The following is a 15,847-nucleotide window of genomic DNA, read 5'->3' as shown; positions in this document are numbered from 1 at the left end:
CGTTTGATGTGATGGTTGTATGTTTGCTATGTTATCACTGATTCTTGATTTTTCAAGGATGCGCCGAGCACCAGGATATACACTACCCTCTTCGTCGGCGGCGTCAGATGTGTCTAAGAGCCAGGGAGGGGGCAGGGCCGGTTCCGGGGCGGCCCCCGCCGGCCCCGGAACCGGTCGCGCCGGGTCCGGAGACGGCCGCGGCGGTCCCCCCGGCCGCGGCAGCCGTCCCCGGAGTCTTGTGCTCGGGCGTCATCGCGACCTTCCGGGAGGGCAAATTTGTACTGACTGGTCAGTACAAAGCTAACCTCGTCCGGAAACTTCGCGAACCCGCCGAGACGGTGACATCTGACACGTGACCGCTACGCCCCAGGTCACACTGGTTTGGTGTGGTGACTTGTGTCACATCGCCGTCACTATTGGACGCGGTGTCCGATGTGTCAGACTGCGTGTCATGACCGATTCGTCCCGGAGGCTGGCCGGGGTCATGGCCGGCATGGGCGCGCTGCACATGATCGCCCCGAGGCCGTTCGACGCGCTCATTCCCGAGCGGCTGCCCGGCCGCGCGCGGACCTGGACCTACCTCAGCGGCGTCGCCGAACTCGGCTGCGCCGCCGCCGTCGCGTATCCGCGGACGCGGAAGGCGGGTGCGCTCGCCACGGCGGCGCTGATGGCCGCGGTCTTCCCGGCCAACGTGAAGATGGCGCGCGACTGGCGCCGGCGTCCGCTGCCGCTGCGGGCGATCGCCTACGGTCGCCTGCCGTTGCAGGCGCCGATGATCGCCTACGCCCTTCGCGTCGCCCGTACCGCCGACTGAACGCGCCGTCCGGGCCGCGGCGGGGGCGGGCCGGACGGCGCGGGGGGGCCTGAGTCAGGCGGTGCTGTTCGGTAGCGAGGTGTAGGGGGCGAACTTCGCGTAGGACTCGAAGATCGCCGTGTTCTTGCCGGCGGCGGACGGCAGGCCGGCGCGGAAGTCGGCGACCGCGTTGAGGATGCCGTTCCAGCCGCAGCCGGACGACTTCGGCACCGCGAACGCGTTGTCGACCAGGGTCGAGCCGATGACGCCGTCCCCGACGGGGTGCGCGGGGGTGCCGGAGATCGGCTGGTTCGGCGGCGGGGGGGCCGTGGTGCCGAAGGTCAGGTTCAGCACGATCGGGTCCTTGGCGCCGCCGATGTAGCAGGTGTCGCCGAGCAGCGGGTTGATCGTCTTGATCTTGAGGCGGAGGCGGAGCGCGATCTGGCCCTCGGGGGCCAGCTCGGGGTCGGCGGCCATCTCGGGCTGCGCGCTGATCTGCAGGATGGGGATCACGTCGGTGCCCTCGATGCCGAGGACGCCGCCCTTGACCCGCTGCGGCTCGGCCCGCATGGGGCCGAAGACGCTGTAGCCCTCGAACGTGATCGGGTCGAAGCCGGTCGCCCAGGTCATCTTGATCGGCTGGGTGATCTCCTGGTCGATGGACCCGATCTGCAGCCGTCCGCCGCTGATCACGGTCACGTTGCACTGCCAGAACGTCAGGTCGGCGTCCGGCGGCAGCTCGCTCACCGCCGGGCAGTCGTCGAAGTCCAGGCCGGGCGGGACGTCCGCGGCCGCCGGTCCGGACAGGCCCGTGAGGACCAGGGCCGTGAGGCCCGTGCCGGCCACCGCCGCGGCGGCGCGCCGCATGAAGGGTGTGCTCATCGTGTCAACTCCTGGGAGGGATCGAGGATCCGCGCCGCACCGGCGGGGAGGTGCGGCGCGGGTCCGGCGCGTGGGGCCGGGCTAGGAGAGTTCGGTGTAGGGCTTGAAGCTCGCGTACTGCTGGAAGACCGCCGTGTTGTTCCCGGCGGCGGACGGCAGCCCCGCGTACAGGTTGACCAGCCAGTTCTTTAGGCCGAGGTCGAGGCCGCACTTGTCCGACTTCGGCACCGCGAACGCGTTGTCGACCACGGTCGTCTTCAGCACGACCGGGTTCGTCCCCACGACGACGGGCGGTTCGCCGTGGATGGGCTCGTTCGGCGGCGGCGGGTCCGTGGCGCCGATGCCGAGCTTCAGCGCGATCGGGTCGGAGCTCGACCCGATGGTGCAGCGGCTGCCGAGCAGCGGGTTCTGCACGCTCACCGACAGGTTCAGGTTGACCTTGCCGCCGTCGGTGTTGAGGCCGCCCGCGTACTTCGGCTGCGCGTAGATGGCCGTGACGAACGGGTCGCCGAACAGCCCCGGCTGGACGAGGAACTTGCTCGCCTTGAACGAGCCGAAGACGGTCTTCGACTCGTAGGTGATCGGGTCGAAGCCGTTGGCGTAGGTGAGGGTGATCGGGGACTCGATCGTCGTCTCGATGCCGCCGAGCTTGAACGTCCCGCCGTAGGTGACGGCGATGTTGCACTGCCAGAACTGCGGGTCGGCGCCCGCCGGCAGGTCCGGGCAGGCGGCGAAGTCGAAGTCGGGCAGCGTGTCGGCGGAGGCGGCGGGCGCGGCGGGGACGGCGCCGAGCAGGCTGCCGGCGAGGGCCAGAGCGGCGGCGCCGGCCGGAAGCCGGCGGCGGAGGCTGGAACGCAAGGGGACTCCCGGCTGCGGGTGGGACGGGCCATCGTCGCGGATGGCCCGTCCCGGTGGGGCGGGTCGGATCGGGAACGGGGTCAGAGGACGCGGATCAGGGGCCGAGGTCCAGGTTCGCGCCGCCCGGGTCGGTGACGATCTGGAAGTTGCCGTTGGCCGACGCCGACGCCGGGCAGATCGAGGCGCCGGAGATGAACTGCAGCGACTGGCCGGCCAGCTTGCCCTGCCCGTGCGAGTTCGACGGAACGGGCTTGTTGGCGTTGGACGGGTTGTAGACGTCGATGTTCAGCGGTGACGTCGTCGTCAGGCCGTAGTGGCACTCGACGCCCATCAGGCCCCAGGCCGGGAGGTCGAGGACGGCCTTGATGTCGACGGCCGCGTTCGGCGCGTCGATGACGATCTTGCCGTCCCGGCCGCCGGCGACGGGGGCGTAGTCGACGTGGCCGCCGGTGTAGGGCAGGCCGGACGCGGTGATGGTGGTGGTGCCGCCGCGGTTGTTGGTGCAGCCGGAGAGCGACACGCTGTCGAGCCGCCCGCCGGTGCCGTCGGACTGGGTGTAGGTGCCGAGGCTCGCGCTGGTGCAGGAGTTGATGACGGGGCCGAGGAAGCTGTTCCCGGCCAGCGTCACGTTGCCGAGGTTGGTGGCGATCACGCTGCCGGTGTAGGGGGCGCCGCCGGAGGTGATGGTGCCGGCCGCGAGCGCGGTACCGGCCATCCCGGCGACCAGGGCGGCCGATCCCAGAATGGGAACGGCGATTCTGCCGAGCTTTCTCATGCTGCCTCTTTCGGGGGTGGGAGACATGTGCACGACGTCCGCACGGTCCGGGCCCGTGACCGCGCGAACCGAACGTCGCGGCACCCGGGACGGAACCATGAATGAAGGCGTTTATCAAGGGGTGGGCCATTTGGACGGTGCGCTCGACCGGGTTTCAGCTTTCGGGTTATGGACTCGGATCGTGTCCGAATAGGGGCCCGGCGGCGGTGTGCCGGCCGTCACCGTGCGCGGCGATGGCCGCCGAACGCGCAGCGTGCGCGGGCGGCGGGCCGCCGCCCGCGGAGCTGACTCCGTGGTCATTTCGGCTGGAGTTCCCGCTGGCCGGATCCGGCCACGACTCGATCGGCCCGCCGCGGCCCCCGGCATTGCGGGCTTCAACTGGACGAACACCCCTTGGCCCCGGCGGGGAGGGGCGGCGGCATGGCCTCAACCGGACCACCGGCAGGCACAGGGAACACGATGGCGTGTCCCGAAATTGCGTGCTTTTCGCCAATCCGGGGAGGTGCCCGTGCCTAGGTGCGCGGGGGCGCGTCCGGTCCCCAGCGGTCGGTGTCGGGGAGCGCGAACGTGTGCAGCAGGCCGTCCAGCAGTTCCGGCAGGCGGTCGGTCTCGTCCCGGGAGATCCGCGCGTAGGCGACCTGGTAGATGCCGCCGACGACCGTCTCCGCCAGCAGCTCCGGGCTCGGGTAGTGCGGGAAGAGCTCGTGCATGTTGTCGGTCACGACCTGCGCGAACGCGGCAAGCGTCCGGTCCCGGCGGGCCGCCGCCACCGGCCCCGCCGACAGCGACTCGATCACGCACATCCGGGCGGCGCGGGGATGGGCGGCGAGGTAGCGGAGGAACTCGCCGACGCCCGTGCGGACCCGGCTGGCCGCGTCCGGCTCGTCCCGGTAGGCGTCCACGACGCGGTCCATCATCTGCCCGACCTCGCGGTCGTACGCCTGCAGAAAGGCGTCGTCCTTGTTCTTGAAATGTACGTAGAACGTGGCCCGGGAAACGCCCGCATTGGCGATGATGGAATCAACGGTCAGGCCGCGGTACCCCTCGGTTCCGGCGATCTCGACGACCGCCGCGAGAATGCGCGACACCTGGTGGCCGGCGACGTAGTCCCGGGACAGCCGGTGCCGGCCCGAGGGCAGCCGCCGGAGTTCGCCCACGCCGTCCCGGTCCATCACCGCTCCCCGCGCTCACGATACGCCGCCGTGCGGATCGTCTCATGCCGCGCGGAGAGCCCACACCCCTCAGCGGACGGCGATGACGGCGGACCCGTGGCCGAAGAGGCCCTGGTTCACCGCGATGCCGGCCCGCGCGTCCTCGACCTGGCGGCCCTCGGCCCGGCCGCGCAGCTGCCAGGTCAGCTCGCACACCTGCGCGATCGCCTGCGCCGGGATCGCCTCGCCGAAGGACGCGAGGCCGCCGCTCGGGTTGACCGGGATCCGGCCGCCGAGCGCGGTGGCGCCGGAGCGGAGCAGCTCCTCGGCGCCGCCCTGCTCGCACAGCCCGATGTCCTCGTACCAGTCGAGTTCGAGGGCGGTGGACAGGTCGTACACCTCGGCGAGCGACAGGTCGTCGGGGCCGAGGCCGGCCTCCTCGTAGGCGGCGTGCGCGATCGCGGAGCGGAACGGGCGCTCCGGGACGGCGGCGGTCATCGCCGAGTCCGTGGCGAAGTCGGGCAGGTCCAGGACGGTCTTCGGGAACGTCGGCGTCACCGTCGAGACCGCCGGGATGCGCACCGGGTCGGAGACGCCGTGCCGCCGCGCGAACTCCATCGACGTCAGGACGAGCGCGGCGCCGCCGTCGCTGGTCGCGCAGATGTCCAGCAGGCGCAGCGGGTCGGCGACCACGGCGGACTCGCGGACGTCCTCCGCCGTCACTTCCTTGCGGTACCGGGCGTTCGGGTTCGCCAGGCCGTGCCGCGCGTTCTTCACCTTGACGGCGGCGAAGTCGTCCAGCGTGGCCCCGTACATGGCCATCCGGCGGCGCGCGTAGAGGGCGAAGTAGATGGGGTTGGTCGCGCCCAGGAGGCGGAACCGCAGCCAGTCGGGGTCGTCAGGGCGGTCGCCGCCGACGGGTTTGAAGAAGCCCTTCGGTGCGGCGTCGGCGCCGACGACTAGTGCGACGTCGCACAGGCCCGCGAGGATCTGCGCGCGCGCCGTGTTGATGGCCTGCGCGCCGGACGCGCACGCCGCGTAGCAGCTCGACACCCTCGCGCCCGACCAGCCGAGCGCCTGCGCGAACGTGGCACCGGCGATGAACCCCGGGTACCCGTTCCGGATGGTGTCGGCGCCGGAAACGTACTGGACGTCCGTCCACGACAGCCCGGCGTCGGCGAGCGCCTCCCGCGCCGCCGCGAGCCCGTACTCGACGAAGTTGCGTCCCCACTTGCCCCACGGGTGCATCCCGGCGCCCAGGACGGCGATGTCGCGACTCATCGGACGGGCCTCCACATCCAGACCGTGTACTCGGCTTCGTCGTCCTCGTAGAGGACGCCTTCGGTCAGCTCGACCTCCATGCCGACCTCCAGGTCGTCGACGGTGACGCCGGGGACGACCTGGCCGAGGACGACCATGCGCTCGGCGTCGAGTTCGACGGCGGCGACCGTGTAGGGGACGAACGGGTCGGGCGAGACGTACGGGGGCGGCGGCTTGTAGCGCGCGTCGGCGTACGACCAGACGCGCCCGCGGGCGGACAGGGCGTACGGCTCCAGCTCCGAGCCGTCCTTCGGTCCCGTGCAGCCGGGGTTGCGGCAGGCCAGCTCGTTGCGCGGGAAGTACGGCGTTCCGCACGACGAGCAGCGGGTACCGAGCAGGCGGACGTCGCCGTCCGCGGTGGTGAACCAGCCCTCGACGGCCGGACGGCGCTCCTTGGTCGTGGTCACGCGGCCCCTTCCTCGTGTCGTCCGGCGCAGCGTAACAACCAAACAATCGTTAGAAAGAATGCGCGTCCGGTGAGCGGGACGGTGAGCGGGACGGGGGCGGGTGCGCGGCCCGCCGGGCCAGCTAACTGACTCGTCAGTCACTTCGCTACAGTGAACCGAGTCGGATTCTGCCCATTGCCGCCCACAGGGTGCGAGCGAGTACAGGAGCGCGCGGATGCGGACTGGTCTTGAGGGAAGGACGGCCCTGGTCACCGGGGCGTCCCGGGGCATCGGGAAGGCGATCGCGGCCGCGTTCGCCGCCGAGGGCGCCAACGTGGTGCTCTCGTCCCGCAAGCAGGAGTCGCTCGACGAGGTCGCCAAGGAGATCGGCGCGGCGCACCCGAACGTGGGCGTGCTCGCCAAGGCGGCGCACGTGGCCCACGCCGACGAGGCCGCCGCGTGCGTGGACGCGGCCGTCGCGGAGTTCGGCGGCGTCGACATCCTGGTCAACAACGCCGGCACGAACCCCTACTTCGGGCCGATGGCCGACATCGAGCCCGCCGCCGCCGCGAAGACCGTCGAGATCAACCAGTTCCCCATCGTGGCGTGGACGCAGCTCGCGCTGAAGGCGGGCATGGCCGAGCGCGGCGGCTCGATCATCAACATCGCGTCCATCGGCGGCCTGGTCACCGAGCACGGCATCGGCTACTACAACGTCACCAAGGCCGCGGTCATCCACCTCAGCCGGCAGTTCGCGATGGAGCTGGCGCCCAAGGTGCGGGTGAACTGCATCGCGCCCGGCCTGGTCAAGACGCACCTCGCGCGCGCGCTCTGGGAGGGCAAGGAGGAGGAGATCAGCAAGTACATGCCGCTGGCCCGCCTTGGCGAGCCCGAGGACATCGCGAATGCGGCCGTGTTCCTCGCGGGCGACCTTTCGTCCTGGATGACGGGGCAGACCCTCGTCGTGGACGGCGGCTCCACCATCCGCCCGTCGATCGCCTAGGAGGACGCGCATGTCACGCTGGGGACTGACCATTCCGCTGACCGGGCTCCCGCTGGCCGAGCACCGTGAGCTCATCGCCGAGCTGCCCGAGCTGGGCTACACCGACGCCTGGTCCGCCGAGACGAACGGCACCGACGCGTTCACCCCGCTGGCGCTCGCCTCGCAGTGGGGCCCGGAGCTGCGCCTCGGCCCCGCGATCGTCCCGGTGTACACGCGCGGTCCCGCGCTGCTGGCCCAGCAGGCCGCGACGCTCGCCGACCTCGCGCCCGGACGGTTCGTGCTCGGCATCGGCACCTCGTCCGACACGATCGTGCAGCGGTGGAACGGGATCCCGTTCGAGGAGCCGTACAAGCGCGTCCGCGACACGCTGCGGTTCCTGCGCAAGGCGCTCGCGGGGGAGAAGGTGAAGGAGGAGTACGACACCTTCACCGTCAAGGGCTTCAAGCTGGACAACGTGCCCGCGGTGGCGCCGCCGATCGTCCTCGCGGCGCTGCGTCCCGGTATGCTGCGGCTCGCCGCGCGGGAGGCCGACGGCGCGATCACCAACTGGCTCGCGCCGAAGGACGTCCGGACGGTCCGCGGCGAGCTGGGCGACGAGCCCGAGCTGATCGCGCGGCTGTTCGTCTGCCCGACCGACCACGCCGAGGAGGCCCGCGCGATCGGCCGCTGGATGATCGCCGCGTACATGACGGTGCCCGTCTACAAGGCGTTCCATGAGTGGCTCGGACGCGGCGAGGCGCTGGCAGCGATGAACGAGGCGTGGGCCGCCGGCGACCGCAAGAAGGCCCTGGAGGTCATCCCGGACGAGGTCGTCGACGACCTGATCGTGCACGGGTCGCCCGACGCGTGCCGCGCCCGCGTCCGCGAGTATGTGGACAACGGCCTGACCACGCCGGTCCTCGCCGTCGTCCCCGGCGGCGGGCTCAACCAGGCGGAGGCGGTGCGGGCGCTCGCGCCTTCGGCGGGCTAGTCACCGTCCGGCCGCGTCCCGATGTTTGCCGCGATGCCGATCGGGGAGGGTGGGGCAGATCCGGAACGAGAACGACAGAGACGTGAGGAGCTGATCGTGCTCACCCTGACCAGCGGTGCCGTCCAGGTCATTCGTACAGTGACCGCGAACCCGGAGCTTCCGCCGGAGACCGGCATCCGCATCGAGTCCGGGCTCGACGGCTCGGACGCCCTGCGGCTCTCGGTCGCCCCGGCGCCCGAGGCCGGCGACCAGGTCGTCGAGGAGGAGGGCGCCAAGGTGTACCTGGAGCCCACCGTCGCCGAGATGCTCGACGACAAGACCCTCGACGCCCAGGTCGACCCGCAGGGCGACGTGGCGTTCACCATCGCGGAGGGGACGGAGGGAACCCCTACCTGACGCGTGGGACGAGACCCCGGGACCGCCTGCCAGGCGCCCCGGGGTCTCGTGCCGTCAGTGCATCGCCCCGACGACGGCGATCACGGCGAACACGAACGCCACCGTGGTGAGGATCGCGAAGGCGGCGATGACCGCGCACGCGAGGCCGCGCGGCTGGTCGCGCCAAGTTCCGTAACGGTCGCGCACTTGCCGGTCCAGTTCTGCACGGGACGGCCGTCCCGCGTCCGGGGGGTCGGGCGAAGGCGGGTTCGTCACGGCCTTCAGTCTTGCAGATCGTTCACTCATCGAAGGACGGATGCGGGCCGAGAGCCCAGTACTCGTAGAGGCCGTAGCCGGTGACCGCGGCGGTGGGCTGCGCGCCGTCCAGGTACTCGAACCGGCCGACCGCGTCGACCATGCCCCACATGCGGGCGGCGTCGTCCGGTTTGCGGGTGTCGTAGGTGACGCCCTGAACCTTGAGGTCCGGTCCCTGGTACATGCCGTGCTTCCAGTCGGGTTCCAGCCCGTACCCGGTACCGACCATCAGGTGGACGGGCAGGATCGGCGTCGCCTTCACCTCGAACGGCTCCCCGCCGGGCGGCGCGAACCGGAGCGTGGCGGTGACCACGTCGCGGGTGCCTTCGGTGTATTCGGGGCGGTATTCGGGACGTCCCAGATACTCGGCCTCACGGTCGGGCCAGACGCGGGTGGCCTCTTCCAGGATGCGGCGACCCTTCTCGTCCTCCTGCACGATGCAGAGGATGGAGTGGTCCTCGAACTGGATCGGCGTGTACAGCCAGTAGAACGTGCCCGCGTTCTTGACCTGGATGCCCGGCGGCTCTGGCTCGCCTACAGGACGGATGCCCCAGGACCGGTCCCGCGAGCCCCACCAGTGGTCGGGCGTGACTTCGATGGTCTCGCCTTCCACCGTGATGGTGCCCGTCCAACGTCCGGTCTGTGCGAGGCGTCGCGAATCGAAGACGACCCGTTCCTGCCAGCGCAGGTAGTGCGGAGGCTCCAGCGTGGCCGGGATCGACCCTTCCCAGGTGAGGTCGAACGAGAGACCGTGCTCGTTCTCGTCCAGGACGACCCTGAGCCGCTTCAGCCCCTCGATGACCTCCACGCGGAACGGGCCGACCGTGGTGTCCATGCGGTCGTCGCCCAGCTCGCGCGACGCCCGGACGACCTTGTGCAGCGGCCCGCGCCGCACGACGGCGAACGCGTCCATCACCCCGAGGTTCGGGTACTGCCCGATGCCGATCAGCATCATCATCTCGTCCGAGCAGGGGTGGACGTTGAAGTAGTACCGGTCGTAGAAGTTGCGGTCGGACGTGGTGACGTGCCGCATCACCTCGGGTGCCTGGTGGATCGGGTAGTCGTCCAGCGGGGAGAGGGTCACCGGCCGGCCTCCAGGACGCGCGCGAGCAACCGCGTGCAGTTGTTGTTGTAGGGGAAGTCGGACGTCTCGTCGATCCAGCCGAAGTCGATCATCGCCTGCCCGATCCGGGCCATGATCACCGCGAACTTGAAGCCGGACAGGACCTCGTAGTACGCCATGTGCCGCATCGGGCGTTCGAGCAGCTCCTCGTACCGCCGGACGGTGTCCGCGTAGGACGGGAAGCCGTCCAGCCTGGCCGCGTCCATGCCGTCGCTGTGGTGCCGGTCGAGGAACATGAACCAGGCGAGGTCCTCCTCGGGGGCGCCGAGCGCCGCGGTCTCCCAGTCCAGGACGGCCTTCGGCACGCCCGCCTGGAAGATCACGTTGCCGATGCGCGAGTCGCCCCACAGCGCGACCGGCTCGTCCGGCTCCTCGGGGCGGTTGGCCTTCAGCCAGGCCAGCGCCCTGAGCGCCGTCTCCTGCGGGCCCGGGTAGGCCCAGTGCAGGTAGTGCTCGTAGTAGTTCAGCCGCTGGTCGAGGCCGGGCGCGCCCCATTTCGGCTGGTCGAGGAAGCCGAGGCCGAGATCCTGGACGTCCAGCCGGTGCAGGGCCGCCATGATCTCCAGCGCGGACCACCACATCGCGGCCCGCTCCGCCGGCTCGACCTCGGTCACCCAGCCGCCCGTGTGGTACGGCGGCATGTCGGTCGGGACGCGGCCGTCGATGCGGCCCATCACGAAGAACGGGGCGCCCAGCACGTCCGCGGACGGCTCGTACCAGCGGATCGGCGGCACCGGGACGGACGTGCGCTCGTCCAGGACGCGCATCAGCCGGTACTCGTCGGCGAACCGGGGCTCGGGGAAGACCTGGTAGCTGCTGGGCGCGACCCGCGCGACGAACTGCTCCCGCCGGGTCTCGCCGCCGTCCGTCCACTCGGCGTCGAACATGAGCGTCTCATTGGAGAATCCGCTGGTCTGCGGGGTGTCCACGAGGGGGATCCGGACGCCGGGCAGGTGCCGGCCGAGCCAGCCCGCCAGCGCGCTTCTGGTGACCTCGGGGTCGCGTTGGTCGGGAACGGGCATCGCTGCCTCCTGTCGCTGGACCGCGCCGAGACTAGAACGTGTTCTATCAACGAGCCGGGGGCCGGTCAATGGGGCCGCCGCCCCCGACGTGCGAACATGGCCGGATGCGTCTAACGAAGCTTGGGCACGCCTGCGTCCAGATCAGCGAGGACGACCGCACGATCGTCATCGACCCCGGTTCGTTCAGCGACGCGTCCGGCGCCCTCGCGACCGCCGACGCCGTCCTGATCACCCACGAGCATTTCGACCATTTCGACGCCGACGCCCTGCGCGCCGCGATGGCCTCGCGCCCCTCATTGGAGGTCTGGACGTCCCGCGTCGTCGCCGAGAACCTCACCGACCTCGGCGGACGCGTCCACCAGGTCGGCCACGGCGACGCCGTGACCATCGCCGGCTTCGACGTCCACGTCTACGGCGAGGACCACGAGATCCTCCACCCGGACGTGCCGCCCATCCCGAATGTCGGTTTCCTCGTGGACGGCGAGGTGTTCCACCCGGGCGACGCGCTGACCGTCCCGTCCGAGCCCGTCCCGACCCTGTGCCTGCCGGGCAACGCCCCCTGGCTGAAGATCCCGGAACTGTTCTCCTACACCCGCGAGGTCAACCCGGACCGCGCCTTCGTCATCCACGACGGCCTGCTGAACGACATCGGCCTCAAGGTCATGGAAACCGCCGTGACCAGGGCCGGCAACGAACTGGGCAAGGAATTCCGCCGCCTGACCCCCGGCACCACCGAAAACCTGGCGGCAAAGTGAACCCCTCCCCCCACCAGCGCGAGGCGGCGAGCCATATGCGCGAGGCCGCGGACCATCAGGGCGAGGCCGCGGGTCATAAGCGCGGGGCCGCGGGTGGCCTACCGCGGACGGACGAGCCGCTAGGCGAGGACGGCCGCGTGTCGACTCCCCGGCCCATTCAGGCGGTTTTCTTCGATATTGGGGAGACCCTCATCAATGAGGGGGAGATCTACGGGCGGTGGGCCGACTGGCTGGGGGTGCCGCGGCACACGTTCCTCAGCAAGCTCGGCGCGGTGCTCGCGCTGGGCGGCAGCCACATGGACCTCCTGGAGTACTTCCGGCCTGGGTTCGATCTCGCGGAGGAGGAACGGCGGCGGGCCGAGGCGGGCGTGCCGAACGGGTTCGGGCCGGACGATCTGTATCCGGACGCGCGGGCGTGCCTGTCCGGGCTGCGCGACCAGGGCCTCTACATCGGGATCGCCGGCAACCAGCCGGTCGAGGCGGCGGCGCAGATGGCGGCGCTTGGCCTGGACGCGGACGTCGTCGGCATCTCGGACGTATGGGGCGTCCGCAAGCCGTCCCACGAGTTCTTCGAGCGCTGCGCCCAGCTCGCTGACGTGCTGCCCGACCGCGTCCTCTACGTGGGGGACCGCATCGACAACGACGTCCGTCCCGGCCTGGAGTTCGGGATGCGGATGGCGTTCCTGCGGCGTGGCCCCTGGGGGCACATCCAGGAGGACGACGAGGCGCTGCGCGAGTGCCTGTTCGTCTTGGACGACCTTGTCGACCTGCCGAAGCTCGTCGCCGAGTACAACGCGCCGTAGGCCGCCCCTAGGGGACGTCCCCTAATCCCGGAGTATGGCGCGGGAACCGGTCGGACGATGGATTTGGGGCGTGCCGTCCGGTTCGTAGCGTGGGGAACGTGGCCGCGAAAACCCGCGGCCGTGTTCACCGCTCGACGAATCGGGGAGAGAAGAACCCATGAACGGCCTCTACCGTCCGCGCAACGACCGGATGATCGCCGGTGTCTGCTCCGGCCTCGGCCGCCGGTTCGGCCTGAGCTCCGGGACCGTCCGGCTGCTCTTCGTGCTGTCGTGCCTGCTGCCCGGTCCGCAGTTCGTCGTCTACCTTGTCCTGTGGGTGATGATGCCGAACGAGAACCGCACCATGGCGTCCGCGCGGTAGCCCAAGATCATCGATAGTGCTCGACCGGGTCCGCCCGTGGGTGTTAGATCGGGGCACCACCATCGGACCTTTTCTGCCGTTCGGTCGCCTATGCGGGGACCGCCGGGTATGAAGGTGTCCGTCCCCTCGTGGGTAGGGAAGGAGCCGCGGTGCCTGAGCAGGCCCCGGGTCCCGGCCGGAGCGGCCGGCCCGGTCGGTCCGGCCCGTCCGGCGGGTCCGGCGGCGGAGCCGCCGCGCGCGAGTCCGAGTACGCGGCCCGGCTGCTGGGGTTCCTGCGCGACCTGGCGCGGGCCCGGCGGCGCCCTTCCCGCGACCTCGCCGACCACGACCACGTCCACTGGCTGGCGGGCCTGCCCGGCGACGTCTACGTGGAGGCGGACGCGGGGCCCGGCGACATCCTGTTCAGCGTCCCGGTCATCCCGCTCACACCGCCCGTCGTGCTGGACGAGTTCGACGGGTGGCTCGCGCTCCGCAACTGGTACCGGATCCTGCGGGACCTGGCCGACGAGGAGGTCGTGCTGGCGACGGGCCTGCTTTCGTGGCGTCCGGCCGTCCATGACCATCTGCTGAGCACGCCCGTCCGGATCGTGGTGGACGACCGTACGGAACGCATCGACGTCGTGCTCGCCGGGCACACGACCCTGCGCGACCGGGACCTGCTGTCGGGGCATCCCGGATTCCGGCCCGCCGGCTGGATCGCGGACGCCGTGCAGGCCGGACAGGGTTTCGGGCTGAACGCATCGGTCGGGGACGTCCTCCGGAAATGGTGCCAGACGGCGATCACCACCCCCGCCGACTACCGCGAGGACTGGACGCCCGACACCGACACGGTCTCGCCCGCGCCCCGCATCCGGCTCGCGCCGGCCCTGGTCGTCCGGCCCCCGGGCCGCGCCGCCATCGCCGACCACCACGCCACGCTGCTGAGCCTGCTGTCGCGCGGAGTCCCCGACGGACTGGCGCGCCTGGTCTCCCCGTCCCAGAAACCGCAGGTCATGCACGTTCCGGAGCGCGCGCCGGAAACAGTGCCAGACCTCCTGGTAGAACTCCTCTCGCGGGGCCACCGCGTCCTCGTCGCCACGTCCGGGCCCGCCGCCTCCGCCGCGCTCCGCGCCGCCCTCCCGTCCGGCCTGGCCGCCCTCACCGCGACCGACCCGGCGACGGCCGCCCAGGTTTCGGACGCGATCCGCGCGGCCCACCCCGACGTCGACGCGGCAGCGGAACGTGAGAAGGCCGCCGTCCGCCGGGTCACCGAACTCCACCACAAAGCGGACGAACCCCCACCGGACCGTCGCGGCGAAGAGCCCGAACTGTCGTGGATGCCCGTCCGGCCGGACATGCCGCCCACGCCGCCGATCTCCCGTTCCGAGGCCGCCGAACTCGTCGTCCTCCTCGCCGAGGAGAGCACCGACCGCAAGGCCCGCACCGCGCAGCGCGACGTCGACCCGGGCGCGCTGCCGAGCGCCGCCTACGTCCGCACGCTGATCGAGGCGGAGATCGCCGCCGCCGAACGCGCCGAACGCGCCAAGACGGACCTGTCCCAGCGCCTCCGCGACAGCGACGTCACCCTCCTCGCCCGCCTCGACGGCGACGCGTCCATCGTGTCCGCCGCGCTCCACGACCTCGGACTGGACGGCCACCCGGACGGCTGGAACGCCGCCGACCTCGCCGTCCGCGCACTCGGCGACGCCCTTGCCGAACGCCGTCCGCTCATCTGGTCCCGGGTCGCGGAGATGACGTCCCGCGCGCAGTGGGCCGAGCGCGCCCTCGCCGAACTCGGCGCCCACCGCATCGACCTGCCCGCCGACGCCGACCTGCGCGGCCTCGCCGCGGCCGCCCAGGACCTGCGCGCCCACCTCGCCGGCGGCGGCACGCTGAAACGCGGCCCGCTCCGCTCCGCCGCCCAGCGCCAGGCCGAGCCGCTCCTCACCACCGTCACCGTGGACGGCGCCGCCCCCACCACGCCCGAGTTGCTCGACCTCGTCCACACCGACCTCATGGTGCGGATCACCTGCCGCGAACTCCAGTACGTGTGGGAGGCCGCCGGGATCTCCTTCCCCGCCGACCTGCCGCCCGCCGAACGCGTCACCCGCTTCGTCCGCGCCCACGCCCGCCTCGCCCGCATCGGCGAGGCCATGCGCGCCGTCGACTCGACGCGCCGCCTGCTCGAACGCAACGGCTTCAACATCCCGCTCGGCCACCCGACCCAGTGGCACGCCTACGCCACCGCCCTCCGCAACGCCCTCGAAGGGCTCGGCGTCAACCGCGCCACCGCCGACCTCGACGCCCTCCGCGACTCGATCGGCCCCGTCGACGCCGACGATCCCCCCGAAGTGGCCGCCGCCGTCGCCGCCATCAACGCCCGCGACGCCGCCGCCTACGGCCGCGCCCTCGGCGCCCTCGCCGAGGCCCGCCACGAACGCTCCCTGCAGATCCGCTGCGATGAACTCCTCGCCCGCGTCCGCGCCGTCCACCCCGACCTCGCCAACCTCATGATCGCCACCGACGGCGACGAGGTCTGGCACACCCGCACCCGCCGCTGGGACGACGCCTGGACCTGGGCCCGCCAGGGAACCACCGCCCCGCCCCCGGCCGCGCGCACCGACCTGGCCGCCGCCGAAGAGGAACTGCAAGCCGCCCGCACGGCTCTCACCACCGCCCGCGCCTGGACGTCCGCCGCCGCGCTGGCCGACGTCCCCGCCTGGATCCTCCCGCTCTGGCGCATCCCGGACGTCCTCCCGCCCACCCCCGACTCCTTCGACGCGGTCATAGTCGACGGCGAACACGAGGCAGGCGCGGAGGCCCTCTACCTCTGTCTCTTATACACATTTCCGAGCCCAACAGACGGCCTACCAACACGTATGCCGCCTTCTGCTTGAAAAAAAAAAAATCAACCGAATATAAATCGAGTGCACATATCATAAATTATGCAAAAAAAACCAAAATAACAATCATAAT

At 71.1% G+C, this 15,847-nt stretch carries 17 protein-coding genes; 8 read left to right on the top strand and 9 right to left on the bottom strand.

All coding sequences use genetic code 11. From position 1 onward, the window contains the following. Positions 1-451: 451 nt before the first annotated feature. Positions 452-814, top strand: coding sequence for a hypothetical protein (locus tag HUX53_RS34705; protein ID WP_176407509.1), 363 nt, complete (start codon positions 452-454; stop codon positions 812-814). 54 nt (positions 815-868) lie between these two features. On the opposite strand, the gene HUX53_RS34700 is transcribed toward HUX53_RS34705, so the two are convergent. The 6 genes from HUX53_RS34700 to HUX53_RS41980 form a co-directional block, all read right to left on the bottom strand. Further along, the gene (locus HUX53_RS34700; protein WP_176407508.1) at positions 869-1,675 is read right to left on the bottom strand and encodes a hypothetical protein; all 807 of its coding nucleotides are present in this window, start codon (positions 1,673-1,675) and stop codon (positions 869-871) included. Between the two features lie 81 nt (positions 1,676-1,756). After that, positions 1,757-2,533, bottom strand: a complete 777-nt coding sequence (locus HUX53_RS34695; RefSeq protein ID WP_176407507.1) for a hypothetical protein — start codon at positions 2,531-2,533, stop codon at positions 1,757-1,759. A gap of 94 nt (positions 2,534-2,627) precedes the next feature. Then, positions 2,628-3,308, bottom strand: a complete 681-nt coding sequence (locus HUX53_RS34690; RefSeq protein WP_176407506.1) for a hypothetical protein — start codon at positions 3,306-3,308, stop codon at positions 2,628-2,630. 512 nt (positions 3,309-3,820) lie between these two features. Continuing rightward, positions 3,821-4,480: a TetR/AcrR family transcriptional regulator gene (locus HUX53_RS34685; RefSeq protein ID WP_176407505.1), complete on the bottom strand. Its 660-nt coding sequence runs from the start codon at positions 4,478-4,480 to the stop codon at positions 3,821-3,823. 69 nt (positions 4,481-4,549) lie between these two features. Further along, positions 4,550-5,740 (bottom strand): lipid-transfer protein, encoded by a 1,191-nt coding sequence (locus tag HUX53_RS34680; RefSeq protein ID WP_176407504.1) that lies wholly within the window; start codon positions 5,738-5,740, stop codon positions 4,550-4,552. Then, a complete protein-coding gene (locus HUX53_RS41980; RefSeq protein WP_309237571.1) occupies positions 5,737-6,186 on the bottom strand; it encodes an OB-fold domain-containing protein in 450 nt (149 codons plus the stop codon). Before HUX53_RS41980 ends, HUX53_RS34680 begins: the two co-directional genes overlap by 4 nt. Before the next feature lie 214 nt (positions 6,187-6,400). On the opposite strand from HUX53_RS41980, the gene HUX53_RS34670 reads away from it, so the two are divergent. From HUX53_RS34670 to HUX53_RS34660, 3 genes are all read left to right on the top strand, one after another. Beyond that, the gene (locus HUX53_RS34670) at positions 6,401-7,168 is read left to right on the top strand and encodes an SDR family oxidoreductase (protein ID WP_176407502.1); all 768 of its coding nucleotides are present in this window, start codon (positions 6,401-6,403) and stop codon (positions 7,166-7,168) included. Positions 7,169-7,178: 10 nt separating this feature from the next. After that, positions 7,179-8,138, top strand: a complete 960-nt coding sequence (locus HUX53_RS34665; RefSeq protein WP_176407501.1) for an LLM class F420-dependent oxidoreductase — start codon at positions 7,179-7,181, stop codon at positions 8,136-8,138. A gap of 96 nt (positions 8,139-8,234) precedes the next feature. Beyond that, positions 8,235-8,534 (top strand): Fe-S cluster assembly protein HesB, encoded by a 300-nt coding sequence (locus tag HUX53_RS34660; RefSeq protein ID WP_138641067.1) that lies wholly within the window; start codon positions 8,235-8,237, stop codon positions 8,532-8,534. Positions 8,535-8,588: 54 nt separating this feature from the next. Here the strand turns inward: HUX53_RS34660 and HUX53_RS41975 are convergent, their stop codons facing one another. From HUX53_RS41975 to HUX53_RS34650, 3 genes are all read right to left on the bottom strand, one after another. Beyond that, a complete protein-coding gene (locus HUX53_RS41975) occupies positions 8,589-8,720 on the bottom strand; it encodes a hypothetical protein (RefSeq protein WP_255205930.1) in 132 nt (43 codons plus the stop codon). 91 nt (positions 8,721-8,811) lie between these two features. After that, positions 8,812-9,912 carry a hypothetical protein gene (locus tag HUX53_RS34655; protein WP_176407500.1) on the bottom strand — a complete coding sequence of 367 codons (1,101 nt, stop codon included), beginning with the start codon at positions 9,910-9,912 and terminating at the stop codon, positions 8,812-8,814. After that, positions 9,909-10,973, bottom strand: a complete 1,065-nt coding sequence (locus HUX53_RS34650) for a phosphotransferase family protein (RefSeq protein WP_176407499.1) — start codon at positions 10,971-10,973, stop codon at positions 9,909-9,911. The genes HUX53_RS34655 and HUX53_RS34650 overlap by 4 nt, the downstream gene beginning before the upstream one ends. A gap of 104 nt (positions 10,974-11,077) precedes the next feature. Here HUX53_RS34650 and HUX53_RS34645 point away from each other — a divergent pair, with 104 nt between their 5' ends. The 4 genes from HUX53_RS34645 (at position 11,078) to HUX53_RS34630 (ending at position 15,768) form a co-directional block, all read left to right on the top strand. Then, the gene (locus HUX53_RS34645; protein ID WP_176407498.1) at positions 11,078-11,728 is read left to right on the top strand and encodes an MBL fold metallo-hydrolase; all 651 of its coding nucleotides are present in this window, start codon (positions 11,078-11,080) and stop codon (positions 11,726-11,728) included. A gap of 137 nt (positions 11,729-11,865) precedes the next feature. Continuing rightward, complete coding sequence (locus tag HUX53_RS34640) at positions 11,866-12,531, top strand: HAD family hydrolase (protein WP_309237570.1); 666 nt, start codon at positions 11,866-11,868, stop codon at positions 12,529-12,531. A gap of 157 nt (positions 12,532-12,688) precedes the next feature. Further along, positions 12,689-12,892, top strand: coding sequence for a PspC domain-containing protein (locus HUX53_RS34635; protein WP_176407496.1), 204 nt, complete (start codon positions 12,689-12,691; stop codon positions 12,890-12,892). Between the two features lie 149 nt (positions 12,893-13,041). After that, on the top strand, positions 13,042-15,768 hold the full coding sequence (locus HUX53_RS34630; RefSeq protein WP_176407495.1) for a hypothetical protein: 2,727 nt from the start codon (positions 13,042-13,044) through the stop codon (positions 15,766-15,768). Positions 15,769-15,847 lie beyond the last annotated feature (79 nt).

It is taken from the genome of Actinomadura sp. BRA 177 (genome assembly GCF_013372625.1).
GTDB lineage: Bacteria > Actinomycetota > Actinomycetes > Streptosporangiales > Streptosporangiaceae > Spirillospora.
Note: the sequence above shows the minus strand (reverse complement) of the source record. Positions and strands in the feature narration are given on the sequence as shown.

What these genes read in the sequence shown, in the direction of transcription:
- HUX53_RS34705 (WP_176407509.1), top strand. Translation starts at nt 452, where the DNA reads ATGACCGATTCGTCCCGGAGGCTGGCCGGGGTCATGGCCGGCATGGGC.
- HUX53_RS34700 (WP_176407508.1), bottom strand. Translation starts at nt 1,675, where the DNA reads ATGAGCACACCCTTCATGCGGCGCGCCGCCGCGGCGGTGGCCGGCACG.
- HUX53_RS34690 (WP_176407506.1), bottom strand. Translation starts at nt 3,308, where the DNA reads ATGAGAAAGCTCGGCAGAATCGCCGTTCCCATTCTGGGATCGGCCGCC.
- HUX53_RS34685 (WP_176407505.1), bottom strand. Translation starts at nt 4,480, where the DNA reads ATGGACCGGGACGGCGTGGGCGAACTCCGGCGGCTGCCCTCGGGCCGG.
- HUX53_RS34680 (WP_176407504.1), bottom strand. Translation starts at nt 5,740, where the DNA reads ATGAGTCGCGACATCGCCGTCCTGGGCGCCGGGATGCACCCGTGGGGC.
- HUX53_RS34670 (WP_176407502.1), top strand. Translation starts at nt 6,401, where the DNA reads ATGCGGACTGGTCTTGAGGGAAGGACGGCCCTGGTCACCGGGGCGTCC.
- HUX53_RS34665 (WP_176407501.1), top strand. Translation starts at nt 7,179, where the DNA reads ATGTCACGCTGGGGACTGACCATTCCGCTGACCGGGCTCCCGCTGGCC.
- HUX53_RS34650 (WP_176407499.1), bottom strand. Translation starts at nt 10,973, where the DNA reads ATGCCCGTTCCCGACCAACGCGACCCCGAGGTCACCAGAAGCGCGCTG.
- HUX53_RS34645 (WP_176407498.1), top strand. Translation starts at nt 11,078, where the DNA reads ATGCGTCTAACGAAGCTTGGGCACGCCTGCGTCCAGATCAGCGAGGAC.
- HUX53_RS34635 (WP_176407496.1), top strand. Translation starts at nt 12,689, where the DNA reads ATGAACGGCCTCTACCGTCCGCGCAACGACCGGATGATCGCCGGTGTC.